The organism is Bacillus sp. UMB0728 (assembly GCF_002858875.1).
Classification (GTDB): domain Bacteria; phylum Bacillota; class Bacilli; order Bacillales; family Cytobacillaceae; genus Bacillus_AB; species Bacillus_AB infantis.
In genome coordinates this window covers 154,026-178,917 of record NZ_PKLA01000002.1, presented here as the reverse complement: position 1 = coordinate 178,917, position 24,892 = coordinate 154,026, and the positions used below count along the sequence as shown (strand labels likewise).

General features: G+C 43.8%; 39 protein-coding genes and 1 pseudogene. 6 read left to right on the top strand and 34 right to left on the bottom strand.

The window, feature by feature from the left end; all coding sequences use genetic code 11:
- Positions 1 to 73: 73 nt before the first annotated feature.
- The 7 genes from CYJ37_RS06595 to CYJ37_RS06570 form a co-directional block, all read right to left on the bottom strand.
- Complete coding sequence (locus CYJ37_RS06595) at positions 74 to 742, bottom strand: Type 1 glutamine amidotransferase-like domain-containing protein (RefSeq protein ID WP_101548655.1); 669 nt, start codon at positions 740 to 742, stop codon at positions 74 to 76.
- A gap of 42 nt (positions 743 to 784) precedes the next feature.
- Positions 785 to 1,213 carry a VOC family protein gene (locus CYJ37_RS06590; protein ID WP_101548653.1) on the bottom strand — a complete coding sequence of 143 codons (429 nt, stop codon included), beginning with the start codon at positions 1,211 to 1,213 and terminating at the stop codon, positions 785 to 787.
- Between the two features lie 92 nt (positions 1,214 to 1,305).
- Positions 1,306 to 1,704, bottom strand: a complete 399-nt coding sequence (locus tag CYJ37_RS06585; protein ID WP_009794565.1) for a hypothetical protein — start codon at positions 1,702 to 1,704, stop codon at positions 1,306 to 1,308.
- 263 nt (positions 1,705 to 1,967) lie between these two features.
- Entirely contained in the window at positions 1,968 to 3,224 is a 1,257-nt protein-coding gene (locus CYJ37_RS06580) for an aminoglycoside phosphotransferase family protein (protein ID WP_157638554.1), read from the bottom strand.
- Between the two features lie 139 nt (positions 3,225 to 3,363).
- Positions 3,364 to 3,537: a hypothetical protein gene (locus tag CYJ37_RS27075; RefSeq protein ID WP_180827273.1), complete on the bottom strand. Its 174-nt coding sequence runs from the start codon at positions 3,535 to 3,537 to the stop codon at positions 3,364 to 3,366.
- Positions 3,538 to 3,633: 96 nt separating this feature from the next.
- Entirely contained in the window at positions 3,634 to 4,098 is a 465-nt protein-coding gene (locus CYJ37_RS06575) for an NUDIX domain-containing protein (RefSeq protein ID WP_101548649.1), read from the bottom strand.
- A gap of 23 nt (positions 4,099 to 4,121) precedes the next feature.
- Positions 4,122 to 4,544 (bottom strand): NUDIX hydrolase, encoded by a 423-nt coding sequence (locus CYJ37_RS06570; protein ID WP_101548647.1) that lies wholly within the window; start codon positions 4,542 to 4,544, stop codon positions 4,122 to 4,124.
- 192 nt (positions 4,545 to 4,736) lie between these two features.
- On the opposite strand from CYJ37_RS06570, the gene CYJ37_RS06565 reads away from it, so the two are divergent.
- Positions 4,737 to 4,973, top strand: a complete 237-nt coding sequence (locus CYJ37_RS06565; protein ID WP_022544585.1) for a hypothetical protein — start codon at positions 4,737 to 4,739, stop codon at positions 4,971 to 4,973.
- A 355-nt stretch (positions 4,974 to 5,328) separates the two neighbouring features.
- Here CYJ37_RS06565 and CYJ37_RS06560 read toward each other — a convergent pair whose 3' ends face one another.
- From CYJ37_RS06560 to CYJ37_RS27660, 6 genes are all read right to left on the bottom strand, one after another.
- A complete protein-coding gene (locus tag CYJ37_RS06560) occupies positions 5,329 to 5,790 on the bottom strand; it encodes a CarD family transcriptional regulator (RefSeq protein WP_142385232.1) in 462 nt (153 codons plus the stop codon).
- 209 nt (positions 5,791 to 5,999) lie between these two features.
- Positions 6,000 to 6,446, bottom strand: a complete 447-nt coding sequence (locus CYJ37_RS06555) for a GNAT family N-acetyltransferase (protein WP_009794573.1) — start codon at positions 6,444 to 6,446, stop codon at positions 6,000 to 6,002.
- A gap of 64 nt (positions 6,447 to 6,510) precedes the next feature.
- Positions 6,511 to 6,744 carry a hypothetical protein gene (locus CYJ37_RS06550; protein ID WP_009794574.1) on the bottom strand — a complete coding sequence of 78 codons (234 nt, stop codon included), beginning with the start codon at positions 6,742 to 6,744 and terminating at the stop codon, positions 6,511 to 6,513.
- Positions 6,745 to 6,758: 14 nt separating this feature from the next.
- Positions 6,759 to 6,908 (bottom strand): hypothetical protein, encoded by a 150-nt coding sequence (locus tag CYJ37_RS27070; protein ID WP_022544587.1) that lies wholly within the window; start codon positions 6,906 to 6,908, stop codon positions 6,759 to 6,761.
- Positions 6,905 to 7,138 carry a hypothetical protein gene (locus tag CYJ37_RS27665; RefSeq protein ID WP_257964192.1) on the bottom strand — a complete coding sequence of 78 codons (234 nt, stop codon included), beginning with the start codon at positions 7,136 to 7,138 and terminating at the stop codon, positions 6,905 to 6,907. The genes CYJ37_RS27070 and CYJ37_RS27665 overlap by 4 nt, the downstream gene beginning before the upstream one ends.
- Before the next feature lie 45 nt (positions 7,139 to 7,183).
- Positions 7,184 to 7,444 carry a hypothetical protein gene (locus tag CYJ37_RS27660; RefSeq protein WP_257964191.1) on the bottom strand — a complete coding sequence of 87 codons (261 nt, stop codon included), beginning with the start codon at positions 7,442 to 7,444 and terminating at the stop codon, positions 7,184 to 7,186.
- 262 nt (positions 7,445 to 7,706) lie between these two features.
- Here CYJ37_RS27660 and CYJ37_RS06540 point away from each other — a divergent pair, with 262 nt between their 5' ends.
- Entirely contained in the window at positions 7,707 to 8,069 is a 363-nt protein-coding gene (locus CYJ37_RS06540) for a cyclic-phosphate processing receiver domain-containing protein (RefSeq protein WP_101548643.1), read from the top strand.
- A 76-nt stretch (positions 8,070 to 8,145) separates the two neighbouring features.
- Here the strand turns inward: CYJ37_RS06540 and CYJ37_RS27065 are convergent, their stop codons facing one another.
- The 6 genes from CYJ37_RS27065 to CYJ37_RS06515 form a co-directional block, all read right to left on the bottom strand.
- Complete coding sequence (locus CYJ37_RS27065) at positions 8,146 to 8,319, bottom strand: hypothetical protein (protein ID WP_180827272.1); 174 nt, start codon at positions 8,317 to 8,319, stop codon at positions 8,146 to 8,148.
- A 57-nt stretch (positions 8,320 to 8,376) separates the two neighbouring features.
- Positions 8,377 to 8,940 (bottom strand): DUF3267 domain-containing protein, encoded by a 564-nt coding sequence (locus CYJ37_RS06535; protein WP_180827271.1) that lies wholly within the window; start codon positions 8,938 to 8,940, stop codon positions 8,377 to 8,379.
- Between the two features lie 47 nt (positions 8,941 to 8,987).
- Positions 8,988 to 9,449 carry an NUDIX hydrolase gene (locus CYJ37_RS06530; protein ID WP_101548641.1) on the bottom strand — a complete coding sequence of 154 codons (462 nt, stop codon included), beginning with the start codon at positions 9,447 to 9,449 and terminating at the stop codon, positions 8,988 to 8,990.
- Positions 9,450 to 9,581: 132 nt separating this feature from the next.
- Positions 9,582 to 10,010 carry an NUDIX hydrolase gene (locus CYJ37_RS06525; RefSeq protein ID WP_101548639.1) on the bottom strand — a complete coding sequence of 143 codons (429 nt, stop codon included), beginning with the start codon at positions 10,008 to 10,010 and terminating at the stop codon, positions 9,582 to 9,584.
- A gap of 45 nt (positions 10,011 to 10,055) precedes the next feature.
- Complete coding sequence (locus tag CYJ37_RS06520) at positions 10,056 to 10,409, bottom strand: YciI family protein (RefSeq protein ID WP_101548637.1); 354 nt, start codon at positions 10,407 to 10,409, stop codon at positions 10,056 to 10,058.
- Between the two features lie 61 nt (positions 10,410 to 10,470).
- Positions 10,471 to 10,950 (bottom strand): DinB family protein, encoded by a 480-nt coding sequence (locus CYJ37_RS06515; RefSeq protein ID WP_101548634.1) that lies wholly within the window; start codon positions 10,948 to 10,950, stop codon positions 10,471 to 10,473.
- A gap of 185 nt (positions 10,951 to 11,135) precedes the next feature.
- On the opposite strand from CYJ37_RS06515, the gene CYJ37_RS27060 reads away from it, so the two are divergent.
- Together CYJ37_RS27060 and CYJ37_RS06510 are read left to right on the top strand one after the other, a co-directional pair.
- Positions 11,136 to 11,294 (top strand): hypothetical protein, encoded by a 159-nt coding sequence (locus tag CYJ37_RS27060; RefSeq protein ID WP_165352622.1) that lies wholly within the window; start codon positions 11,136 to 11,138, stop codon positions 11,292 to 11,294.
- A gap of 63 nt (positions 11,295 to 11,357) precedes the next feature.
- Positions 11,358 to 11,759: a hypothetical protein gene (locus CYJ37_RS06510; protein ID WP_101548632.1), complete on the top strand. Its 402-nt coding sequence runs from the start codon at positions 11,358 to 11,360 to the stop codon at positions 11,757 to 11,759.
- Positions 11,760 to 11,899: 140 nt separating this feature from the next.
- Here the strand turns inward: CYJ37_RS06510 and CYJ37_RS06505 are convergent, their stop codons facing one another.
- The 10 genes from CYJ37_RS06505 to CYJ37_RS06460 all read right to left on the bottom strand — a co-directional run bounded on the left by CYJ37_RS06505 (position 11,900) and on the right by CYJ37_RS06460 (position 19,602).
- Positions 11,900 to 12,508, bottom strand: a complete 609-nt coding sequence (locus CYJ37_RS06505; protein ID WP_101548631.1) for a flavin reductase family protein — start codon at positions 12,506 to 12,508, stop codon at positions 11,900 to 11,902.
- Between the two features lie 20 nt (positions 12,509 to 12,528).
- Positions 12,529 to 13,467, bottom strand: a complete 939-nt coding sequence (locus CYJ37_RS06500) for a ring-cleaving dioxygenase (protein WP_101548629.1) — start codon at positions 13,465 to 13,467, stop codon at positions 12,529 to 12,531.
- Positions 13,468 to 13,686: 219 nt separating this feature from the next.
- Positions 13,687 to 14,280, bottom strand: coding sequence for an NADPH-dependent FMN reductase (locus tag CYJ37_RS06495; RefSeq protein WP_009794591.1), 594 nt, complete (start codon positions 14,278 to 14,280; stop codon positions 13,687 to 13,689).
- A gap of 125 nt (positions 14,281 to 14,405) precedes the next feature.
- A complete protein-coding gene (locus CYJ37_RS06490; RefSeq protein WP_009794592.1) occupies positions 14,406 to 14,831 on the bottom strand; it encodes a MarR family winged helix-turn-helix transcriptional regulator in 426 nt (141 codons plus the stop codon).
- Between the two features lie 45 nt (positions 14,832 to 14,876).
- Positions 14,877 to 15,404 (bottom strand): YceI family protein, encoded by a 528-nt coding sequence (locus CYJ37_RS06485; protein ID WP_009794593.1) that lies wholly within the window; start codon positions 15,402 to 15,404, stop codon positions 14,877 to 14,879.
- Positions 15,405 to 15,599: 195 nt separating this feature from the next.
- A complete protein-coding gene (locus tag CYJ37_RS06480; RefSeq protein ID WP_101548627.1) occupies positions 15,600 to 16,070 on the bottom strand; it encodes a DinB family protein in 471 nt (156 codons plus the stop codon).
- 87 nt (positions 16,071 to 16,157) lie between these two features.
- Positions 16,158 to 16,412 carry a hypothetical protein gene (locus tag CYJ37_RS06475; protein ID WP_094767857.1) on the bottom strand — a complete coding sequence of 85 codons (255 nt, stop codon included), beginning with the start codon at positions 16,410 to 16,412 and terminating at the stop codon, positions 16,158 to 16,160.
- Positions 16,413 to 16,519: 107 nt separating this feature from the next.
- Positions 16,520 to 17,086, bottom strand: coding sequence for a hypothetical protein (locus tag CYJ37_RS06470; RefSeq protein ID WP_101548626.1), 567 nt, complete (start codon positions 17,084 to 17,086; stop codon positions 16,520 to 16,522).
- A 598-nt stretch (positions 17,087 to 17,684) separates the two neighbouring features.
- Positions 17,685 to 18,683 carry an ABC transporter permease gene (locus tag CYJ37_RS06465; RefSeq protein WP_101548624.1) on the bottom strand — a complete coding sequence of 333 codons (999 nt, stop codon included), beginning with the start codon at positions 18,681 to 18,683 and terminating at the stop codon, positions 17,685 to 17,687.
- Entirely contained in the window at positions 18,676 to 19,602 is a 927-nt protein-coding gene (locus tag CYJ37_RS06460) for an ABC transporter ATP-binding protein (protein ID WP_101548622.1), read from the bottom strand. The genes CYJ37_RS06465 and CYJ37_RS06460 overlap by 8 nt, the downstream gene beginning before the upstream one ends.
- 107 nt (positions 19,603 to 19,709) lie before the next feature.
- Between CYJ37_RS06460 and CYJ37_RS06455 the strand changes: the two genes are divergently transcribed.
- Entirely contained in the window at positions 19,710 to 20,480 is a 771-nt protein-coding gene (locus CYJ37_RS06455; RefSeq protein WP_009794601.1) for an SGNH/GDSL hydrolase family protein, read from the top strand.
- Positions 20,481 to 20,509: 29 nt separating this feature from the next.
- On the opposite strand, the pseudogene CYJ37_RS27655 reads toward CYJ37_RS06455, so the two are convergent.
- Together CYJ37_RS27655 and CYJ37_RS06445 are read right to left on the bottom strand one after the other, a co-directional pair.
- A pseudogene (locus CYJ37_RS27655) lies at positions 20,510 to 20,822 on the bottom strand (hypothetical protein); the annotation flags it as partial.
- Positions 20,823 to 20,891: 69 nt separating this feature from the next.
- On the bottom strand, positions 20,892 to 21,725 hold the full coding sequence (locus tag CYJ37_RS06445) for a YitT family protein (protein ID WP_009794602.1): 834 nt from the start codon (positions 21,723 to 21,725) through the stop codon (positions 20,892 to 20,894).
- A gap of 188 nt (positions 21,726 to 21,913) precedes the next feature.
- Between CYJ37_RS06445 and arr the strand changes: the two genes are divergently transcribed.
- A complete protein-coding gene (gene arr, locus CYJ37_RS06440; protein WP_009794603.1) occupies positions 21,914 to 22,330 on the top strand; it encodes an NAD(+)--rifampin ADP-ribosyltransferase in 417 nt (138 codons plus the stop codon).
- A 35-nt stretch (positions 22,331 to 22,365) separates the two neighbouring features.
- Here the strand turns inward: arr and CYJ37_RS06435 are convergent, their stop codons facing one another.
- From CYJ37_RS06435 to CYJ37_RS06425, 3 genes are read right to left on the bottom strand one after another with little or no spacing between them, the layout of a single operon-like run.
- On the bottom strand, positions 22,366 to 22,779 hold the full coding sequence (locus CYJ37_RS06435) for a hypothetical protein (protein WP_022544600.1): 414 nt from the start codon (positions 22,777 to 22,779) through the stop codon (positions 22,366 to 22,368).
- Positions 22,780 to 22,803: 24 nt separating this feature from the next.
- Positions 22,804 to 24,180: a sensor histidine kinase gene (locus CYJ37_RS06430; RefSeq protein ID WP_094767851.1), complete on the bottom strand. Its 1,377-nt coding sequence runs from the start codon at positions 24,178 to 24,180 to the stop codon at positions 22,804 to 22,806.
- Positions 24,177 to 24,848 (bottom strand): response regulator transcription factor, encoded by a 672-nt coding sequence (locus CYJ37_RS06425; protein ID WP_094767850.1) that lies wholly within the window; start codon positions 24,846 to 24,848, stop codon positions 24,177 to 24,179. Before CYJ37_RS06425 ends, CYJ37_RS06430 begins: the two co-directional genes overlap by 4 nt.
- Between the last annotated feature and the right edge of the window lie 44 nt (positions 24,849 to 24,892).

Below are 24,892 nucleotides of genomic sequence, written 5' to 3'. Positions count from 1 at the left end.
GCCGCCTTGCTGGCAGCTGATCGAGAATACTTTATTCATTTAAGGATGCAAATCTTTGTTTGTGATATCGACATCAATTAGAAAACAGCATCCACTGCCCTTCGGAAACAACTTCTACTGCTCCGTCAACCACTTTGATGGCCGTTTGATCATCCATTGCATAAGCTAACCCCTTCATCCCGGCGGCCCATTTCTCTGCGGCAGCCATGGTGTTTCCCGGAAGCATCTCGTGGTCCAGATGCGGAAACATTGCAAATTCGACCAGTCCAAGCGCGGCATCACCACCGTCGGGCGGAGTCCAGCCTGCAAAGTATTCCCCGATGTTAGGTGCCATCACCATGCTTCCGGCACTCATCCCAACATAGACTGACTGCAGGGACGGCAAAAGGTCTGCCAGTCCTGACTGCTGCATCCAGTGGCTAAGGTAGAGGGCGTCCCCTCCTGACACCAGCAGGACGTCCGTCTCCCTGACAAGCGGCACCCAGCGGTCTTCATCGATGCTTGGGAGAGCTGTGAGCTCCAGCACACCGATCGACTTCCAGCCCAGATCGACCATGGAATTACCGGGACTTCCGCTGATGAACTCCCAGGCTTTGACACCGGGGCCGACCCAGGGGTGCCCATACATGGCGGTTGGGATGCATAAGGCCGTTGAGTCAGCGACCGGTTTGCCCAGCATATCGACAAGTGCATCGTTTATGCTCTTATTATTAACGCCGCCAGAAGTAAGCAAAAACTTCATAACATCGCTCCTTGCGGTTTAATTTCAGGAACCCCCCCACCATTAGTTGTCCTTAGCCGCAGCAGAAATCTGCCACATCACACCAAATTTATCACTAACCTGCCCATATAACGGGCTCCAAAAAGTCTCCTGGAGCGGCATGTCCACTTTCCCTCCATCCTGAAGCTTAGCGAATATCCCCTTCGTCTGCTCTAATTCATCTGCGATAAGAGCAATCGTCACCTGGGAACCAATTTGGTAAGGCTGGCCAGGAAATGTGTCAGAAAGCATTAAATCCATATTCCCTACCTTCAGGTGAGCGTTCAGTACTCGGTCCTTTACTTCAGGCGGGGAAGGGAATTCCGGGTTGTCAGGCATATCGCCAAACGTCTGGACGGAAACCACTTCTGCATTTAAAGCATCTTTGTAAAAACTCACTGCCTCTTGACCATTCCCGTTCATTACTAAGTACGGATACATCGACTTAATCATCCTCACACCTCTTCACCTAAATTTAATTGGCAGAATCACCATTCTTATATTTCAATAGACTGTTGAAAATACCTTCCTAAAAATTGTTCATTTTAAGAAAGGTATTTCTCCCAAAGCAAATGCTCTATATCTTCCACTCCGCTCACTTCTTTCCTGAACCATTCCATATTTCCAGCAAACTTCGACGAACAAGAAAATTCAATTCTTGCTGCACGATTTCCCTGGATACATCTGATTGTCCCTCTGTAACCGGGCGGCTCCTTCAGACTTTCCTTGTATGTCCCGACACAGGTTACCATTTCATATTGATAGTCGATAGCAAGTGAATCAAAATACTTCTTAGATACAACCTCTTTTATTTGCCTGTATGTAAACTCATCCAATCCCCATCGGATTACACTGTCACCATCAGGAAGCTCTACCTTCAATTTAAGGTATCTTCCAATGTGGTCCTTTGACACATCAAGAATCTGAAAGTTATCTAAGTTCATAAGCAGGGCCGTACCTCCTTCTGCATAATGATTGTTTAAATGGGAAAAATATACTTTCTACTTATTTATTGTCAGCCCAGCCATTGCTGATTGTATGCCACGATTCCAAGTATCACCCCAACACCTGCACCCAATGCTAAACCGATCCCTGCCCACATAACTTCTGTTTTCTTTTTATTAGGATCCAACCCAACTTCCTATCTTTATTTACTTTAGGTAAAAATCAGAATACATTTTCACCAGAACTATAGCGGAGGTGTATCTTACGCATCAAGCCATAACTGAATATATTCCTGGATGATCCGATTCTTATCCCAATTCTTTTGGAAAAAAGGAAAGATTTCATTTTGATAGACAGCCAAGCCAAATAATGGCGCAATTCTTTGAACGTTCAGGTACTCTTTGCGCAGGTCTTCCTCTAAACCCCACTCTGCCCAGCAGCTTAAGTACGCTTCCAGCAATTCATCCGCGAACTCTTCAGAAAAAAGTTCGGCTGCCTCATTTAAAAACACAGTGACGCTTAAGAAAGGATGTGACAAAGAGCTGTCTGACCAGTCATAGATAATGGGCAGCCCTTCCTCCAGTATGACGTTTCCTCCAAAAAAGTCTCCGTGCTCCAGCGACAATGGCACCAGCGGAGTTTGTAGCATGCTGCAAATCAAGTTTGCTTCAGAGGTACTTTCCGCCAGCCTTGAAAATTGGCCATCTGAAATGGTGCCGTCTTTTAAAAGTGATTCAACAGCCGTCCTTAGCCCGCTAATCACAACAGAGGCAAGCGGACGAACAGGGATACCTGCTTCCCTAAGCCGCCCTGCCTCTTTGACAGACAGCTTTTGAACCCCGGCCAGGGCAAGGAGCGCCTCCCTCCAATCCTGCTCTTTTCCAGCTCTGCCTAGAAGCTCTCCCTGTATCTCCTTTATAAGCAGCCAGCCTTCGCTGTCATCTGCAGCAATTACGGCCGGAATATATTTTATGCCGGCTTCCCAAAGAAATGTGCTGACGTTCACTTCATGCCTGAAGATCTTTGGCACCGCTTTAAAATAATAATTTTCCTCACCGGTGATTATTTTAAAAAGAACTGAACGTTCCCAGCTTCTGATCTGCTGGAAGTCTATTCTCTCAGTCCGCAGCTTGTTTCTGACCCACCGCTCCATTCCCTCCCGCCAGTCCGGAGAAAACCATGGTACAGAGCGGTCTGCCTGGAGGCTCTTCCATTCGTTTAAAAAATGAGCGTCCTTTGCAGAAAGCAGACTGGCTGCTTCGTGATAAGAAGCCCAGTAAATATCATTTTCCAAGCCTGATTCAAGGATGGACACTGAGTAGACCCTCATACCCCCTTCATCATGGACACACTGCAGGACATTGGCCTTAACCCCAAACTTCTCCTGTAAAAAAGCAGCAATCTCCCCCGTCTCTGCCAGATGTGTCCGGTTAGGACTGAAGCAGGGCAAGGCGAGCCCATGTTTAAAGGTTTCGAGCAATAACCGATCCTGCCAGAAGGCAATTATTTTGTATTGCATATGTTCACTCCCTGCATTTATCGAGCCAAGGGGACAGGTCCCTTGGCCCAGATCCACTAAAAGAAGGATTTTCCCAGCTTTCAGTACCATTTACAAACCTGGGACAGGCCCCTAATTTAGAGTGCTTTTTGAAAAAGAGCTACTTCTCTTGAACCGTTTTATCAGTACTATCGTGTATTTTTTTCAGCGTATTATTGATGTTATTCAGGCTCAACAATATAAAACCAAGCATGATAAAAGTTACAATCTCCCGCGTGAAAAAAGACACAACTCCTAAAATTACGAAATATAAACTATACCACCAGTTGCTCATTAGAAAGCCTCCTCATTTTTGAGCCGAGGGGACAGGTCCCTTGGCTCAGCCCACAGACCTGCACCATATCTCCTGTTGTAATGATTCCTCAGCTTATTAAAGACGCTGCTCCTCAATCAAATCAATATTCCTCTTATGTATGGCATAATCCTGAATTTGCTTTCCTATGTTTGCATAGAGCTGAATATCTCCAAGCCGCGATAATGCTATCCACTTTACGCCCGTCTGATTAGGGTCTGGCTGTTCTGGAAGCCTTGCAGCCGAGCCGCTCAGTTTAGTACATTCAAACATCATCACCAGGGTATGGACCGGCCCATATTTTTCGCCATTCAAATGCGGTGCATATTCATAGACAAAGGCCAATGGGCCGACCTCCACTTCTATGCACGCTTCTTCTTTAGCTTCTCTTTTAACAGCATCTGTTATAGTCTCGCCAGGCTCCACACCTCCTGCAGGAAAATCATACAAGATACCCCTGTTTGGATCGCTATATTCTGTCAGCAGAATTTTGTCCTGCTCGATAATGACTGCACCTGCTTTAACTCTTATATGATAGGACAATCTCTCTGTCTCCTTCCCTTAAACTACCGCACTTCCCCTTGAAAGACATAGGGAGCTGACTGACCCAGCAAATACCTGATCCCATTTTTATGATATGGCATCATTTCATCAGCAGTTTCTAAACTTACCCATCTTACTTCTGCTATCGTTTCAGTATCTTGTATACTGATCTCGCCGCTTATGACTCTTGCTTTGAATGTAATAAAAACGGCATGTTGATCATGATTTATCATCATCGCTTCATTTACAGAAATTATGTCATCAACCTCAATCATCAGGCCTGTTTCTTCTTTAGCTTCCCGAATAGCTGCTTGCGATAGAGTTTCTCCTGCTTCAACCGAACCGCCCGGCAAAGACCAGTTATCATATTTAGAATTCTTAACAACCAATACCTTCTCCTGTTTTTCGTCAAAGATAAATGAATAGACTACATCTACTCTTTCCATGAACACACTCCTTTTTTCTGCCTTACATACCTTCTCTAACACGCAGAACAATTCCTTCTTTTACCAGCTGGCTCCTCTTTCTGGATAAAAGCACAAAGTATGTTATACTTATTATCAATTATTTAAATATGTTGGGAACTACGAGACTTTACTTAGTCACCTCCCCCCATAGTGGAAGGAGGCTGAGACTATATGTCTTTAGATCACATGAGAACAATGTTAACTACCATACAGGAATACCCTAACTGTGAAATTTCATTAACTTTCAATGATGACAACCAGCAGCCGGTATTGTATGTATGCTATAAAGAAAACCTATTTGAAGTCACACATGCCCATACACAGGCTGTTGACACATTTTATACGATAGAATCAACACTCAAAGCGATTGACAAAGAATTGAATTCTGAATTGCAAAAAAACCTCTGATTCAGAGGTTTTTTTGTTTGCCTGCGGGTCGGATAGCCAGTTTTCCTTGTACCCGCCCTTTATAAATGGAACAGTAAAACTGTCCCATTATCTCTTTTTTATATACCCAAAACAATGAAAGCCCTGCCTCTCTTTCATCCTTACGGCTCCGTGTCCGTGCCAGTGTGAATCAGGATTTGCCAAAAACTTTAGGGACAATTTTATCGAGTTGTATGGAGATACTTTGTCGTAGAAATATGAATGATTGAAATGGATGACGGCAGAAATAACAAAAGAGGTTAATTTTCTAATGGTGAGTTGGAGAAGTTGAGTGTCTTGGCAGCCTTACTTTGATTAAGGATATTTTAAGGCTGCTTTAACAGAAACTTTTTATTTGGTTTTCAGTGATTCCTTTCATTAATCCCAGTTCACTGATCAAAATTTCATGTGCGTTATTCAACATTTGTCTTTCGCTTGTGTTAAGTGCTTTTTCTTTCTTCATACGCATTAAATCGCGTACAACTTCCGTACATTCCTGAATTTTCCCTGTTTTTATTTTATCCGTATTCACTTTAAATCGCTGCTTCCAGGGCAGTAATCTATCTGTTTCCCCATTCTGGAAAATATTCATAAGTTGCTTTAATGCAATGATGTCAGTAACAGGACGTATACCTGAATTCACTATCTTACCTGCAGGAATCATAACTTCCATATTGCAGACCAACATTTTAATGACATAATATTGTTGTTTTTCCCCTAAAACTTCCTTTTCTTCTATCGCTTTAATGATCCCTACCCCATGCATCGGATAAACAACATTATCGTCAATTTGAAACAAATAATCCCCTCCATATCGCAACTTCCTTAATCTTATCACATATGTATATTTTAATCAAATTTTTAATAATACCACAAATTATTTTTCACTGTCAATAACTTACCCTTCTAAAATTAAAAAAAGCCAAGGGGACAGGTCCCTTGGCCCATTCCTTTAAAACAGGGACAGCAGACCTGCCCTTATGCCTATAAGCAGGGAGCAGCTTTTACTCAAACTGTATACTTAAATAAAAGCTCTCCATTCTGAGGATCTATTTCGTTCATATCCTCAAAACCGATACTTTTGTATAAACGATAAGCTGTCCTGTTTTCTTCTTTGATACTTAAGTAGATAACATTTACATCATATTGTCTTGAAGCGATATCAATCAGTTTTAACATCGCCAATTTCCCCAGGCCTTTGCCCTGATATCTTTCATCGATCATGATTCTGTCAATCCATGTATCTTTGTTGGGTCCAAAAGAGCCGTACATGGCAAAACCAATCACTTCTTCATCACTATATATAACCACTGGCTGCCATTCACTGTATGTACCTGCTTCTTCCAAACACTCATCAACAGTTTCAATGAATTTTTCCTGTCCGGGCTTTAGTTTGATCTTCCTGACTTCACATTCATTGGAAGCATCCATTTTTCTGATATGCACAATACTCATGAGTTAAGCTGAACCTCCACTCTTGGTAAAAAAAGCTCCCCTGGCTGCTGCTTAAATTCCGTTATTACAATAACATTTTGAGTGAAAGAAAAATGGTTAAAAGTGATATGGCTGTAATAGCATAAGCAAACGTGGATTTTTTGTTGTCTTTGAAGGCCTGGATGCCCAGAATGATCAGATTTAACGACAGTAAGATATAGGCGATGTATATCAGCTCTCTGTATCTATCATTGCTCAATGCGAATAAGACTAATAACACCCCTGGAAAAACGAGCATGGCCCTTAATTTTTTCTCCATCGTATCTCTCCCTCTTAAGATGCCCTTACTATAATATACCAATATTGACCAGACACCTGTACCTTTTCTGAAACAAGAAAAGCCGCCTGGATGGCAGCTGCTTCTGCTTTCAAGTATTCAGACCGGATCAAAATGACTGTATGTAAAGAAGTGTGATTCGTCACATATTCCTCTCGCTATATTTGACACCAATGCCATCTAACCATTCTCTAAGCTTCATTCTGGGCATATATTCTTTTAATGTATAGATAAACGTGTCATTTTCACTTTCAAACTCCAGCTGTTCGGGCTCGCCCTTATCAAGGACGATGACAACCTGATTAATATCATTCCAGCGAGTTACTTTTTCTTTAAATCCCTCCAGCGGTGCAGTGTGAATCCCAGGTTGAATCAATATAGGTGTATGTATGAAGGGCACCAAATATAAGCACAAATGCAATCAATATGGCAAGCACACACCAATAGCCTTTATCCACAATTTCTCAAGCAAGAAAAGCAGAACACCTGCTGTTATAAGCAGACCGCCCACTATATTTACCATATAAGCTTTACTCGGCGTATCCTGAAAATAAACAGTATCCGGGAATACATTTATTTTTTGATAAAACATCAAGACTAAAAAGCCCAGAGGAAGCCAACCTAATCCAAAGATTAACCCTAAAGTAAATATCTTCGGCCTGTTTGAAAATTTAATTTCCAACTATATCCCCCCTAAAAATGTAAATCGCAGACAGAAAAGCTCCCGTCCTAACATGGCGATTAGTATGTATTGGCTCTTATATATGAATATACGAATGAGGCAAGACCAAAGTAACAGTATTTGGTAAAAACAGTCGAGTTTGCGTTAGTAGTTTAACTGACTGCCATAGTAAAGAATGTTAGCCTATACATGAAAGGTGTGTTATGGTTTTAATGAAGGACAAGAGACCTTTCTTAGTCACTCTTTATTAAGGGGGCGAAATTTGAAAAAAATCAATGTATTCTTAGATGACTACAGGAAACCGCCGGATGGATTCGTATATGTGAATACAATTGTGGAATGTTTAGAACTTCTCCGCACCTATGAAATTGGCCATTTATCACTGGACCATGACCTGGAAAGCAAAAGAGAAAACGGTATGCTTCTGGTCAAAATTATGGTCAGGGAAAAACTCTCTGCAGACCAAATAACCGTTCATTCAGCAAATGCGGTTGGCGGAAAAGCTATGTATAAATGCCTTAAGCTGGCACAAAGCAGCCATATTTACTCCTATGACACAACCCTCTCTTTAAGACCCCTGCCCTTGGATTCCTATACTCCCATGATGCTGAAACATTACCAGTAATATAGATTGGCCAAGGGATATGATTCTCTTGGCTTATTATTTTTTCCAGATATTTATAGCAAAAAATTCCCAGACATTACATCATTTCAAGCAATAACGTAATGAGGAGAGACTGTCCAAAACAGATGACTATGTCATTTTGCCAATACGTTTTAGCAAACAAGCTCCAGCTGCCGCCAAATAAACTAAACAGCCTTGCAAACATGAAGGTGAAGATCCATATGCTCATGAATGTAATGAGTAAACCCATTCTATCCCTCCTATAGGTCGCGGATTGCAGTTGGTTTTGAAGATTGCACCAGCTGTCTTAATCTCTTACATCTACAATCTGCTCCCTCATCTGAACGATCCGGTAATACCCCCTGCAGAACACTGCGCCTTTCGGCTTGATTGCTATTAAGAAAGAATTAATGATATCTGCAGCTGAAATGATGAAATTAATCCAGCTTACAAATAAGAAAAGTGTTTGCATTTCTCTTGATACGAAAAGAGCCACTATGGCCGGCACCACTGACAATCCTATAAACGGCAGGCTCATAAAGACCAGGAATCTTCTTTTTGATAGTATGGTATTGGTATTCAGCCAAAAAAATGTTCCGCTGAATGTCAGGCTTATATCACCTTCTTTATATACGGTGATAATATGCAGAAGTTCATGAACAATAAAGACAGCAATTCCAATTAGAATGAGCATATATAGGGGTAATTCAGTAAACAGCCCTCCCATGAGGCCAGGCACCAAAAACATAACAATCTGAAGTAAATAAGCAAATTTCATAAAATGTTCCCGGAACCAGCTGTTCTGTATGAAAGGGGTCCATTCAGAGGAATTCATATGTAATTGGGGCAAGTGGCGGAACCAATGAATCATAGGGGTGCTCCTTTAATTTTTCAGGTTGTCTTCGCAAAAAAAGAGGGTCAATATAGCCTTCCTGCCAAGTTATAAGGATCCATTTCCCAAGTCTCATAAGGAACGATATTCTTCGCTTTCATCGCATCCAGTGTCCGTGATTTCATGTGAGGCCGGGTTATGTATTGGCCAATATTATGTTCATTTAAAAGCACAAACCTGGCTTCGCTTATCTCTTCAGGCGGGATTTTGATTTCCCCTTTGATGTGCCATGCTTTAAAAACAACAGATAATATCTGCTTGGTCGAATTATAATAAACACCTGTGATGCCAACGGGCTTGATATGCAGTCCGGTTTCCTCAAGAACTTCCCTTACGACTGCCTGATCAAGCGGCTCCCCAAGCTCCACCTGGCCCCCGGGCATTTCCCAGGTATCCTTTCTCCATTGGACCTTAACCAGCAGCACTTCATTCTTTTCGTTTTCAATAAGCGCCGAAACCGCAATAATGTGTTTAGGTATTGTGTGCATATCAGGTGCTCCTATAGTTGATTTATATATAGATTCTAGAGAGAATATGAGAATTCCTTTTTTATCCAAATATTGCTGCGGTAAAAAGCTGAAGCTGCTCAGCTTACTTAACGGAACTAACCTGATTGTATATCACTGTTCATAGCGTTTTATAAACGCCAATGTCTTTTCGAACAGCTTCGGCTGGATTTCAGGATAAGTAAGGTTTACGGGTAAATCCTCAAACAGTTTGATCTCATCAATTTCTGAAGCAGGCAGCTGGCCCAATTCCCTTATTACTCCAAGGTATAGCCTTCCGTATTTTTTAACAGCCGTATCGCCTAATGAATAGTCACATATTGGGATCAACTCGCCATCTATACAGCCCGTTTCTTCACATAACTCTCTTTGGGCCGTTCCCTCCATGTTTTCTCCAAATTCTCTATGTCCTCCTGCAATTTCCCATGTGGTTCTATCCTTATGCCTGACATACACCCATTTTCCTTTGTAGATGGCGCTTATTACTGCAAACTTTAACTGCCTCTGGTCCACTATATCCAGTTGGTAAAAGTCAAGTTTCATATAATCGCCTCAGCAGCTTCCGTCCCCTTGACCTGCACTCGCACCTCACTCAAACACCTGCCTAAGTTCAATTTGCCCTTCCCCATTTCCCTGCGGGTCCGGCATCCGCTTAGCCCAACCGATGGCTTCTTCCTTTGACTTCACATCAATCAAAATGAATCCGGCGATCAATTCATTCGTTTCAGCAAATGGACCTTCTGTAATCACCGGATCTTCTCCCGGTTTCGGAAAAGAAATGCGCATCCCATCTGAACTGGGATGAAGGCCTTTCGCCATAACCCTTACACCTGCCTTAACTAGGTCCTCATTGTACTTCGTCATGGCTTCCATTAGTTCAGGGCTGGGAAGATTACGTCCTTCCGAATTCTTTGAGGCTTTGACGATGAGCATAAAGAGCATGAAAACCTCCTCCTTTTTCTCAAATTAGATTTGTCTTTTTTACATTCGACTCCGATAAAAACTAACTATGCCTCCAACTGCCCTGCAGCTTCCGTACATAGACAATCTGCCCAATATGATACGCATTGTGCGTGCATAGATTTCCAATAATAGCCCACCATTCTGCCGATTCAGGAAACCCTTCCACTTCACTTTCCAGCTTTTCCTCGGAAAGCAGATCCTGCCACTGAAATAGCACCTCTAACAGCCGCTCCTTTAAATCACTGAATGTTTTATTTTCCGGTATCCCAAAGCTTTCATCATTGCTCCCAATTGGCGCAACTGCATTGACGTGACCCTTTTGATACCTCTTTTGCCAGGTTTCATTCCAATAAATAAGATGCTGGACCAATTCGGCGATGCTGTTGCTCTCCTCATTCGGCTTCCAAAAAGCATCTTTTTCTGATAAGTCTTCAACAGCTTCTGAAAAAGGAACATACCAGCTCGGATCATTCGCATTTGCTGACAACTGGTCGGCCAGCAGATCAATAGCATGAGGCATACTTGCCACACTCCTTTGATAAGATAATGACTAATTCGCCGCAATTTCCTGACTTCCTGCCTTATGATAAACGAGCATAACAGAAACCTTGATCAGAACACCATTCATTATTTTCCAGTAAAATACATAAACAGAAGTATATGCAGGCAACAAATGTTAATATATAGAAAAAGGAGGTGGGCGTAATGCCTTTATGGATCATATTGCTGGCAATCGGAGCCTTTTTCTTAGGTTTGGGGAAATTAATTGATTTTCACTACAGCAGGGAAGGGCGCAGTATAAACACCTCAGCATTAAAGGAAAGTACGAAGGATAATTTAGGCGGGAGCGTTTATTTTCAATAAATAAATTTCAGGCGGCCACACCCTGGAAGGCAATTGAAAAAGAATAAAAAGGGGCTGAGACATATGGGAACGATGCACACTGAATATCAAGGCATAAAAATAACAGCCCCTGCAGATTGTGGAAATGCACCTAAAAAGAAGTTTCTATATGATTTCATAATGGCTGCTGCTACTAACGATTTTCATTTTATTTCTGAACACGCAAGTGACGATATTTGCTGGAATATAGTAAATGATAATTCAATACAAGGTCTTGAAGAGCTCGCTAACACTTTGAAGGCTGCTCCAAAAATAACTGAGGTGGAAATATTAAATATCATTACACATGGTAAAACAGCATCCGTTAATGGAACTGTGAAATTTGAAGATCATCATACAGACTCTTTTTGTAACGTTTACACTTTTGTTAGTGCTGGAAATAACACAATAAAAGAGATTATTTCCTATATAATCAAAATGGATTAATCCAAATTGCCCTTGGCTGCTTTAGGGCAGCACCTATTCACCTTGCATGTCTGCTTCTCGACTAATATGCTTTATTCAATTGTTTGCACGCATAAAAAGAACCCTAATATTGATTAGGGTCCCAGTAATTTTATATATTATCATTCAGGCCGCTCAATCGTAAAAACTTCCCCAATCTTAGCATAATCATTCCCAGCCAGTCTGCTGACGGCAGCAAGCCCCTTCTGGTCGATACGTCCCTTGTCATATAGATCTTCTTCTATATGGAATTGTACAACCTTGCCGATGATAAAGTCGGTACCAGGTAAGTCTGTACCGCCTAACTCCAGGGCATGTTCCAGCACGCACTCCATCCGGATTTTTGCTTCCTTTACGCCAGGTACTGCTATTTTTTCGCTTGCCTCTGCTGTAAAACCTGCTGCCTCTATTTCGCTCTGGTCAGGAGGAAGGCTGGCCGCTGTCTGATTGACCTTTTCGACATTGAGCTCATCAACGATGTGAACCACAAATTCCTTTGACTCGAGAATGTTTCTGGCTGTATCCTTCTGCCTTCCCTGCGCACGCTGGATGGATAGGGATATCATGGGCGGGTTGGCCGAGACAATGTTGAAATAGCTGAATGGTGCACCGTTCACCACATCATCCTTTGAGAGGGTAGTCACAAAAGCAATGGGCCTAGGGATGATGCTGCCGATGAGAAATTTGTAATTCTCTCTTTCCGGCAGGCTGACAGGATCGATGGAAAGCATTTGAATCATTCCTTTGCAAGTTAATCTAATTCTCTTACACTAATCGGGATTAGACTATGTTCTAACTGCTCTCTGAACTGCTCATACTTCTCGGGAAGCATCAGCTTCTCTCCCATTGTAGCCTGTGATTCATCATGTGCAAAGCCTGGAGGATCTGTCGCTATCTCAAATAAAATTTCCCCATGCTCCCTGAAGTAAATCGCGTTGAAATAATTTCGGTCTTTTACTGGGGTGACAGCATATCCATTCTCAGCAATATAATTTCTCCAGCTCAGCTGATCTTCGTCATCACTTGCCCGCCAGGCGATATGGTGCACCGTTCCGACACCCATCTGGCCGCGGCCGGCCGGAGTCAATTTCAGGTCGATGATATTGCCGATATCAGCGGAAGAGCGGAAGCGGGCAATATCCTCTTCCACACCAACTCTTTCAAGCCCCATAACATTCTCCAGGAGGTCAGCAGTTTTTGCAGGCTCCGCCGATAACAGCGTCGCGCCCCCAAAGCCCTTGATCGCCACTTCAGGAGTAATGCCGCCGAATTCCCATGTATTCGCTTCCCCTTCTTCTCTTTCCACAATTTCAAGATGCAGCCCATGAGGGTCATCAAATGCCAAGTATTGCTCACCAAAGCGCTCAATTTTTGTGAAAGGAACTTCAAACTTCTGGAGCCTTTCTGCCCAGAACCTCATGGCACCCTTTGGAACCATATATGATGTCACACCAACCTGACCATCCCCAATAACCCCTTGGCGGGCACCGGCCCATGGGAAGAAGGTGATGATAGTCCCAGGTTTCCCGCCATCATCTCCAAAATAAAGATGATATGTGCCCGGATCGTCAAAATTCACTGTCTGTTTGACCAGGCGCAAGCCCAGCACCCCTGCGTAAAAATCTAGATTCTCCTGCGGATGCCCTACAATCGCCGTAATATGATGAATACCCATTGTCTCTTTTTTCATATATATTCTCCTTTCAGTTTGAGCCAGGGGGACAGGTCCCTCGGCCCACTTGGGCCATGGAACCTGTCCCCTTGGCTCCCCTTTGCGCCGTATAACTTCTGAGCACATCGATCAATTAACTTGATCAGGATCTGCTCAACCTTTATACCCCTTTTTTTATATTTAGGATATATACAGGTGCATGAAGCTGCACCTGTATATAATAGACTCTGCCGCCGCTTAGCGGATTGTGGAAAGAGCTGTTGACCAAGGGATCAGTTGATCCAGCATTTGATTGACTGAATCCTCTTGTACTTCTTTTGGTTTGAACTGATTGCCATTTTCAAAGTCTGTGAATAAAGACAGTGCCGGATGTACGCGGACATCAGCTACTGACAATTCACCCAGAATGCCGCGCAAGTGTTCTGCAGCTCGCGCCCCGCCTACTGAACCGTAAGAAACGATTCCGGCTGCTTTATTGTTCCACTCAACACGCAGGTAATCCAGTGCATTTTTCAGTGCGCCTGTGATAGAGTGGTTGTATTCCTGCACAATGAAAATGAATCCGTCCTGGGCAGCAACGATTTCTGACCATGCAGCAGCCCCAGAAGCATCTGCGCCCGCTTCGCCAAGCAATGGAAGCTTGTAGTCAGCGATATCAATGATGGTATAGTTCGCGTCACCGCGCTTGTCAGCTACTTCTTTCACCCACGCACCTACTTGCGGGCTTACCCGCCCTTCACGTGTAGAACCTAGAATGATACCAATGTTTAATTTTGTCATTGTTTCTTCCTCCTCTTTTTTTGTTCCAAATAGTTTATTTAGAAAACCCATAGAATAGCTCCCCTTCCAACATATCTCCAGAGCCTGGGGGACAGGTACCTCGGCTCATTTGGGCCAATATGTCTGTCCCCTTGGCTCAACATATCTCGAATTCGAGATATGTTTTCAAAAAAAAATTAAATGCGTTCTGCCCTGCAGCCAATTTTTTTCATTAAATCAATCGTTTGATTGACTTCATCCGCACTTAACTCATCGAACACCTCACCCATTTTGCTTTCATGCCGGGGAAAGACATGATCCATCAAAGCCTTCCCCTCAGCTGTCAGCACCGCATATATGACCCGGCGGTCTTCTGGGCACCCCTGGCGCCTCACATAATTTTTCTGCTCTAATTTATCCACCACATAAGTAATGCTGCTGCTCGAGATCAAAACTTTCCTGCCAATCATCTGAATAGGCTGATCACCCTTATGGTATAAGAGCTCAAGAACAGAGAATTCCGTAGGATTCAAGTCGTAGTTGGCTGCATCTTTGCGAATCGCTTCTTGAATGGCTTGGGAAGCACGTAGTATGACCGTTACAGCTTTCAACTTATCATTCATACGTTTTTCTCCTTTAACCGGCAGCTCTTCCATTTCAACTCTTAATTATGCTGCTGGATTTACTTCTAGTTCCACTTTGATTTTAATATCCTTGCCTACAAGTACGCCTCCAGTTTCAAGTGCTGCGTTCCAAGTCAGGCCGAATTCTTCACGGTTGATTTTTGCTGCTGCTTCAAAGCCGTATACTTCAACGCCCCAAGGGTTTGTTCCTTTGCCGCCGTATTCTACATCAAAAGTGACCGGCTTTGTCACGCCCTTGATAGTTAAATCGCCTGTTACTTTAAAATCATCGCCGTCTTTTACGATGTTTGTTGATTTGAAATCAATCGTCGGGTAGTTTTCAACATCAAAGAAATCAGCTGACTTCAGGTGGTTCTCACGGTCCTCGCTGCGTGTATTAATGCTTGCAACATCGAATGTGAATGCGATTGAAGCTGTTGTCAGATCTGTCAAATCTGCTGCTTCCACATCTGCTGTATAAGAATCAAAAGAACCCTTCACCTTTGAAACCATCATGTGCTTCACTTCAAAACCTACTGCTGAATGCGATTGATCTACTGTCCACTTTGCCATTTAAAATCTCCTCCAAAATATAATTTTTATTTATCTCGAATTCGAGACATGTTGTCAAAAAAATAAGCTGCGATGTTTATTCCGAAATAAATTATCTTTAATTCGAGATAAATTTATCATATATTGGGAATGGAAGTCAACAACTATTTAGAAGATTTTTTTTTGAGCCATGGGGACAGGTCCCTTGGCCCACTGTTAGCGCTGAGAAGGCCAGGTTCCTTGCATCTTCCTTAATTGAATAATCTGCCCGGTATGGTAAGCATCGTGCAGCATGATGTCTAAGAGTTTTTCTTCAAGGTCATTTTGTTCAAGCCTTTCAGGCGTAATCCGGATGATTGCTTTCCTTACGCTGTGATGGGCCAGTTCTGCCCGTTCTATGACTGCTTTCCATACCTTTTCATCATTTACTTGGCCGGTGAGAGAAAAAGTTTCATCACCATCAAGATTTCGAGTCCACTCCCGTCCCGCTAGATTTGCCGCAAGTCTCTCTTTGTAATAGATAAGATGGTTTACATTCTCCCATATGGATTTTACCGCAGCCCCTTCCGGCTTCCAGCTGGCCTGTTCAGCGGATAGCCCTTCTATGGCAGGCTTCAATGGCGCATACCAGTTCTCCTTGTTGAAGGTAGTATCAAGCATCCTTAACAGAAATTCAGTTCGGTTCATTCCTGTCCTCCTTTTAAAGGCTGATTCAGTATAGAATTTCACCAAAACGTTAATAAGTCCTGCTTAAATAGCAGACAAGGCGAAAGGTCACTTCCCTTGCTCCTCTTCATTTTCTTTTTTCTTTTCTGACATCAAGTAAGCAAATGTCACCCCTACCGCAATAAGGGAAACAATCACAGAATAGCGGAATATAGTAAAGAAGTATTCTGCGTATGGCGTTTCGATAGTTGAAGTGTATCCCTCCAAATTGGTTCTTTCATCTACCCTTTTCATAAAAGCCACCAATATAAAAAATGGAATAATAAATGAATAGATTCCTGTTTTCACTAAGATTTTTTCCATGGAAATCCCCTCTCTTTTGTTCTTTATTTCTCCCTAAGTTGACCGGCCGGCATGAAATTGTGATCACCTTTTGGCCCAGCAGCAGCCATGAACCTTAAGGCTGCTTCTTAATCCGCCTGCCTGCTTTCAATTTCAACATTCTGTTCAGCAAGCAGCGAATAAAAGGCGCTTCTCTTCACAATAAATTCACTTTGCAGGTCAAATTTGTATGTCCCGGCATCTTTTATATGAAACTCTAATCTGTAGGGAACTCCGTGTTTGCTTATTTGTGTGACTTTTTGAATGCTGTCCCATTCAAAGTTCTGTTCGCGGGCAAAAGGCGCCTTTACCTTTAACCCCTCCTCGGTCAGATAAGAATGGGTTTGAAAGGACTGCCAAAGGAAGAAGACTGCAATCGCAGATAAGAGGATATTGGATAGAATCAGCAGAGGCTTAAACTTTGAATCGGCTATACTTAAAAGTAAAGCCAGAATAACAAAGAGGATGGAATATCCGATGATAAACAGGAGATATGCTGTCTTAGGTGTACTGAAAAACAGATGATAATCAGGCTGAAAATAAAACTTCTGAATTGCATTAACGCCTAAAACACTGATTGGCAAACAACTGACGGCTAATATCAGGCCAAGAGCAAAATACTTCGGCTTTAAATCTTTTGTTTGTATAACTTCCAAAAAAATCACCCGCCTTTTTTCTTTTGACTAATTTATACGGACACAAGCTCTAAAGGTTTCCAATTTTTGGTTCATTTATTTTTCGGTATAAAAAAAAGCCGCCTTGCTGGCAGCAAATGGACAACCCGTAATTTCACCTTTTTTCGCTATCATAATTGCAATCGTCACCCATTGTTCTTCCTTGATTACCAAACAGGCCAATAGCAACAGCTACCCCGATTTCTACAGCATTATCTCGGCTAACCAGCTTATACACTCGCCCGTAAACCTGTTGGGACCTAATGGCCAATCGAATGCAGGATCTGTTTAATATTCATAAGCTCCAACGCAATCATTACACTGGATAAGGCGATAACTGCCAAACAAATTACTTTTATGAGATTGTAAAGTTTATCACTCAATAAATTTCTCTCCCTTCTTTAGACTAGATGCCACATGGATAGGGTTTCTCGGTTCTCAGCAAAATGGGCCACGGGACCTGTCCCCTTGGTTCAGAATGCCAGTTAATCTTTCTGAGCTTAGGAGCCAAGGGGAGCCAAGGGGACAGACCCCCCGGCCCAGTCTCAAAAAGGGCCAAGGGGTCTGTCCCCTTGGCTCATTAATACATATCCTTCTGAGTAAAGTTCCAGAATGCCACAGCCAGGCAGGCAGCCGTCCATACGGCAAGGATGATCAATGAAAATGGCAGTGTCATTCCTTCTATCGGCGGTGCCTGGCCTTCCAGATAGTTGATCAGATCAAAGTTCAGGTTCACCAGATACTTGGAGCTTGTCCAGCTCGACCCGATGGAACTCAACAGGGTGCCGGCGATTAACACCGCCATCATCGCGCCTATTCCAGTCGCTGTGTTTTTCACGAGCACAGAGATCATGAGGCTGATGGTTCCAACCACAGCAGTTACCACCCAGGCAAGCCCGACTGACATGAGCAAGTACTCCCACATCGGCAGGGTATGGATGAATTCTGTTGAAAATTCGCCAGTGGCCGAAACCTGGAATCCGGTTAATATTGGGGCTGTCCATCCGTCATAGCCAAGTATGAGTCCTGACACGGCATAACAGACAATCACCGTTGCCGCCATAAGCAGTGATGTATACAGCAAAACGGTCAGCCATTTGGCCATCAGGATTTTCCACCGTCTGACAGGCCGGGACAGCAAGGTTTTGATGGTGCCGTCATTGTACTCCCCGCTCACGATATCAGCCATGATGATAATAATGAATAATGGCAGGACAAGTGTAAGTCCCTGTGAGAAGAAGATTCGTATAAACGTAGGGGCCCCGGGATAGTTCGGGTTGATATCATTGTCGAGATAATATTGCTTTTGCTTGAGGTCAAATTCCAGGAACTGCCTGAACTCGTCCTGGATTCCGCTTGATGCCAGCCGGTTTTGCCGGTCGACAATCTCCTGCTGCAGGTCCACCCTCCAGTCCAGAGTGCCCTGCTTTTCAATTTTCTCCTGTATCTCCCGGTATTGTGCGTATGTAAACATGGAGACCAGAATGATCAAAATAAGTATGACAACCGGCAAGCGTTTTTTGGAGGCGATTTTCATTACTTCATTGCGGACCAGGCCCGCCATATTCGGATTAGACAATATGATCGCCTCCTGTCAAACTAATAAATAGGTCTTCCAATGTCTGCACTTTTCTTTCGATTGTCCATACCTCAATACCAGCTTTCAATAAGGCTTCATTCAGAATGAAAGTTTTACTTTCGTCCATAAGCGTGTGGATTGTATGGTCATCGTACAGCTCTGCAGCCTGGACATGGGGAGACTCATTCAAAATGGCGAGCGCCCGGAAAGAATCACTGACTCTCCAGTCCACACCTGATGACAGGGAATTGACCAGATCGCTTACGCTGCCGGTCTTTACAATCTTCCCGTGGCTCATTATCGCCACACGATCGGCCAGCAGTTCAATCTCACTTAAAATATGACTCGATACAAGAACGGAAAGACCTGTTTCATCGACCAGCTTCCTGATGAATGTGCGAAGATCTTTTATTCCCATAGGGTCCAAGCCATTAGTAGGCTCATCCAGTATAAGGACATCAGGACGGCCTAACAGGGCTTGTGCAATTCCCAGGCGCTGCCGCATACCCAGCGAATAGGTCCGCACCTGATCATCAACCCTCGCTGTCAGATCAACCAGGTCAATGACTACCTGTATCCGTTCTTCATCGACTCCAGGCAGCATCCGCGCAAAGATCTGCAGGTTTTCGCGGCCGCTTAAATACTTATACAGTTCTGGATTTTCGACGATGGAACCGAGGCGCTGCATCGCCTTCACAAATTGCTTTCTGACATCAAAGCCGCAGATCTCAACCTTCCCGGACGTTGGCTTGATGAGTCCGACAAGCATCCGGATGGTAGTCGTTTTTCCGGCGCCATTTGGACCCAGGAACCCAAATACTTCCCCCGGATAAATCTCAAATGATATTTGATCAATAATCGTCTTCTTTCCTATGATTTTCGTTACATTTTCCAATCTAACAGTTGGTTTTACGCTCATAGCATCACCCTAAGTTCTATTTTAGCGAAAAAATCAGGCAGTGACTCTTTTGAATACTCAATAAAGGAAAAGATTGATACAATCACGATAGAAGGAGAGGTCAAACGATGAAAAAATGGAAATGGCCGCTGTTTATCACACTATCCCTTGGCTTGACAGTTCTGTTTGGCTACGGCCTTGTCAGCGCCTATATGGATATTACCAATCCTCCCCAGGCGCAGATATTGGCGAAATCAGAAGAAGCGCCTGCTACCCCGGGCGACACTTATATTGCACTCGGAGATTCATTAACAAGAGGTGTTGGCTCATCAAAAGGTGAAGGCTTTGTCTCGCTGACCGGGAATCAGCTCAAAGAGAATAACCTCGTTGAACGCTATCAGAACCTTGGCATAAGAGGCGCCAGAATCGAGGACCTGCTGGAGCAGCTGGAACAAAAGGAAGTCCAGAGAACGCTTAAAGAGGCCAAAATCATTACTATTACAATCGGGGGAAACAACCTGTTTAACAGCGGGGAAATCTTCAGCAATTATTCAGAAGAGACCGCGCTCGGCATCCTGGAAACCGAAATCCCCAACCTGGAAAAAGTCTTTAAAAACATTCGCGAAATCAATCCGGATGCCGTCACCCTCTATACGGGGCTGTATAATCCATTCAAGCAATCACCAGACGGAGAATCATTCGATTCTATCATACAAAAATGGAATGAATCAGCCCGCACACTAGGCTTGAAATACGGCATTCAAGTCGTCGATACCTTCAATCTCGTCATTGATGCCAAACGCGACCTGTCCAGCGATGTCTTCCATCCGAATGACACTACTTATCAGCAGATAGCAGATAGTACGTATCTTATCATTGAAAAAAGCATTGTTGAATGAGCCAGGGGGACAGGTCCCATGGCCCAGCTTCACAAAGGGCCAAGGGACCTGTCCCCTTGGTTTTTTATTAACTCTATAGATTGTAAATCTCCGTAGCCTGCGGTTGGGAAAAGTTCAACCAGCCTTATTAGCAATTCTTTTGTTGATAGATCTTTATGTTTATAAAATACTTTACTACTGCATTGTCACGTTCAGCATTTCTGTGTATATGTTTATCGCTTGATACATAACCGATAAGTCGCCAGATGGTTTAGTATGCCGGATTAGCACCTCATTGTATGCCGAATAATATGGACCTAAATTCAGTTCAATCTGATTGACCTTAAATTCATCCTCACGGAAACAACAGGGCCACAGGGACAGGTCCCGCGGCTCAAATGAAAAAAGAGCCAAGGGACCTGTCCCCTTGGCTCATGTTTTAGGAAATGTAAATCCTTCACCGAACACATCCCGCACATCATGCACCACGACGAAGGCTTTTTCATCGATCTGCTGGATCATCTTCTTGAGAAGGAAGAGCTCCTGCTTGTTTATGACCACGTAGAGTATGTCCTTGGATTCTTTGGAGTAGTGGCCCCGTGCATTAATGATGGTGGCTCCCCGGTCCATTTCGGCGCTGACTCTTTCAGCAATGCTCTCAGTATAGGGGGAGATGATGGTGACGGCTTTCCGGGTGTCAAAGCCGTCGATTAGATAATCAAGAATTTTGGTGCTGATGTAGATGGAGATCCCGGTGTACATGGTATTTTCAATCCCAATGACAAAGGCCGATCCGAGAACAACGAGAATGTCGAACACGAACATGGTCGTGCTCACGGCCCAGCCGAATCGCTGGTTGAGCATGCGGGCAACAATGGTCGACCCGCCCGTCGTACCGCCGGATCGGAGCACGATTCCAAGGCCGATGCCAATGAATACACCAGCGAATACCGTACCCAGCATGATATCCAGCGAGCGCCCCATATCTTCTGTGAAGTGCAGGAATACAGATGTAAAGAAGATGGCAAGCAAGGTGTACCACGTCACCCGCTTATTAAGCACTTTATAGCCGATGGCAAGCAGAATCCCGTTCATCACAAAGTTCGTGTAGCCCGGGGACCAGTCCAATACATAAAAGAGGGTCATGGAGATCCCCGTCACGCCGCCCTCGCCCAGCTCATTTGGGATTGCGAACAGATTCACCCCAAGTGCAAAGAACAGGGATCCGATAATAATCAAGATAATTTCTTTTGCTGTCGAATTCATACGATCACTCCGTTCCTTTAGAATACCAGAATACTATAGCATAAAGGAAAGGCCGCGGTGGAGCCAAGGGGACAGGTCCCTTGGCCCATCCTCAAAAAGAGCCAAGGGACCTGTCCCCCTGGCTCTTCTTATTTTGGTGTTCAAGTAATATACTGTTATCACAAATCTAAAATAAGAGGTGTATCCGTATGAGTGACAAAAAAGCTGTCTTAGATCACGGACCTTTTTTTCATGGCACGAAAGCAGCCTTAAAAATTGGAGATTTATTAGAACCGCAGCACATATCAAATTACCAGGATAAAAAATCAAATTATATATACTTTACTGCAACATTGGATGCTGCCAAATGGGGCGCTGAATTAGCAGCATCCTCTTCAAAAGAAAGAATTTATATTGTAGAACCATTAGGTGAGTTTGAAAATGATCCAAACTTAACTGACAAAAGATTTCCCGGCAATCCGACTCGCTCTTACAGGTCTAAATCCCCTTTGAAAATAACAGCAGAACTAAGCACATGGGAAAGACATTCCGACGAAGAAATAAATCATATGCTAGCCTCTTTAAAAAAGCTGCGTGAACAAGGAAAAGCTGTTATTTACGATTAAAACAAAGGCCACGGGGACAGTCCCGTGGCCAAGCTTCAAAAAGAGCCATGGGGTCTGTCCCCGTGGTTCTCCACCATAAAGGTAATAACGACAAATAATAAAAATGCCAGCAGGAGCAGTGTGCCGCCCACGATGAAAAAGACCATGACAAATGTTTCATTCAGCTGAAAGGGATTTAAGTTGTACATCCACATGCCTGCGGTCAATCCCAATGCTCCCGCCATTCCCAGCATACTATGGATGGCTACCAGCTTTTTATATTTAATCTTATAAGCTTTATAGAATATTCCCCATGCGAATACGGAAAGCCAGCCGACCAGCAGAATGTGCGCATGGACCGGCCTGAGGGCATAATCCATCTGACCTGCCATATGAGACCCCAAATAAGTGCCAATGACGCCAAAGATGGCAGCAAATCGAATTAACCGCAGACTCCAGATTTGTTCCATTTTCCTCTCCCCCACTATGCTTTTTTATATAACTGGAAGGGTGATTGTGAAAACCGTCCCCTCACCAGGCTTGCTCGCAACACTGATTTTCCCATCATGCAGGTCGATGATCTGCTTGACGATCGAGAGACCGAGGCCGGTCCCTCCTTTCTTCCTCGCTGAATCAACACGATAAAAACGGTCAAAGATCTGATCCATCTCTTTCTCCGACATCCCTGCCCCCGTGTCTTTAAATGTAATCACAAGGTCTGTTTCTCTTTTCTCCAAACCAATCCACATGCTGTCTCCCGGACTGCTGTACTTGATGGCATTGGTCATGAGATTATCCCATACATTCGTCATCAGCTCGGCATCATATTTGAATACACAATGTTCGAGATTATACGAGACTTCTATTTCTTTTTCCTCTATCAGCCATTGATACCTGCGGATTGCCTGTTTAATCTGCTTATCTGCCCGCACCTCTGATACCTTCATAGGGTACGCGTTTTGATCCAAAGAGGTCATAATCAATAATTGTTTGGTCAAATGAGAAAGCCGCTTTGATTCATCATTGATGATCTCCAAATACTGTACCCGTTCAGTCTCATTCACATCTGACTTCAAAAGTTCGGCATATCCCTGAATATTCATAAGCGGTGACTGGAAATCATGGGATACATTGCTGATGAAGGATTTCCGGGCTTCATCATTATGCTGTAATTGCCTCTGCATGGTGGTGAAGCTTTGTGCAAGCTGGCCAATTTCATCCCGGCGATTGATCGTCAGGTCATAATGGAAGTTTTCACGGGTCAACTCTTTGACCGCCTCTGTCAGCTGTGTAATCGGCTGGATCAGATGCTTGGCAAACCAAATCATTCCGATGATGCTGACGACCGAAACAGCCAGAATGAACCAGGCAAGAATCATATGGATATCAGAGAAAAGCAGTTTGTTATTTGGGCGGATAAACAATGCGAACTGCTGGCCATCAGAAGTAAACGGCACCCCGACCGTATTCCCTACATCATTAGAAAAGTGGCCCATCATAAAGGATTGGCTGGAATCGTCACTCATCCCGTGATAAATCTCTTTTTTATCCAATACTTTCCGGGCTTCCCCTGGAAGATCTGTCTTCGAAAACGCCTCTCCAAAAAACTGTTTTTCCCCTTCCTCATTCAACACGAGCACTTGATATCCCAGCTTCCCTACCGATTCCAAATAGGATATCAGGGCAGTTTGGTGGCCTGGCATTCCTTCGATGCTCGAGACGATCTCCTCTGCAATCTCGACATTCTGGCTGTCGATCTTCTGCTTGGTCGTGGCCGTGTATACCCAGTTTGCCAGGAAGAAACCGGTGATAATACTGATAGCCAGGATCGAGAGGGCAGCAGCGACAAACTTCCGGTACAGCGTCCTCATCCGATAGCCTCCAGCTTATAGCCAATCCCTCTCACGGTTTGAATCTCAACCGTCGCCCCATGTTTCCTGAGGCGATCCCGGATCCGGTTGATATGGGTATTCAGTGTTTGTTCGCTTCCTTCATAATCAATTCCCCATACCTGCTCAATCAATAAGGCCCGCGGGGCAATCTTTGGAATGCGGGAAGCAAGAATACTCAGCAATTCAAATTCTTTCAGCGGAAAAAGAATCGTCTCCTGATTGATCATCACCTCAAAGTTCTTGCGATCCAGCACCATATTCCCCGCCTTGATCACTGTTTCCATTGCCCGCTCCATCCTCCGCAGGACAACAGCTACACGATACAACAGCTCCTTCACCTCGAAGGGCTTAACAATATAATCTTCTGATCCGGACAAGAAGCCCCGCTCCTTATCATCCAGCTGTCCCTTTGCCGTCAAAAGAATCACAGGTATATCATAATCCTCTGACAAAATCTTCGTCAGTTCGAACCCGTCCATTCCCGGCATCATCACATCGACCACCGCTAAATCAACGTTCATCCCTTCTAATATCTTCAAAGCTTCTTCTCCATCATTCGCTTTGACTACCTGGTACCCTTTCCGGCTCAAATGGATGGAAACAAGCTTTTGAATATGGACATCATCATCTACAACCATGATTTTCATGAACGGACCTCCTATTGGCGAATAATGCGGACTGCCTTCGCCAT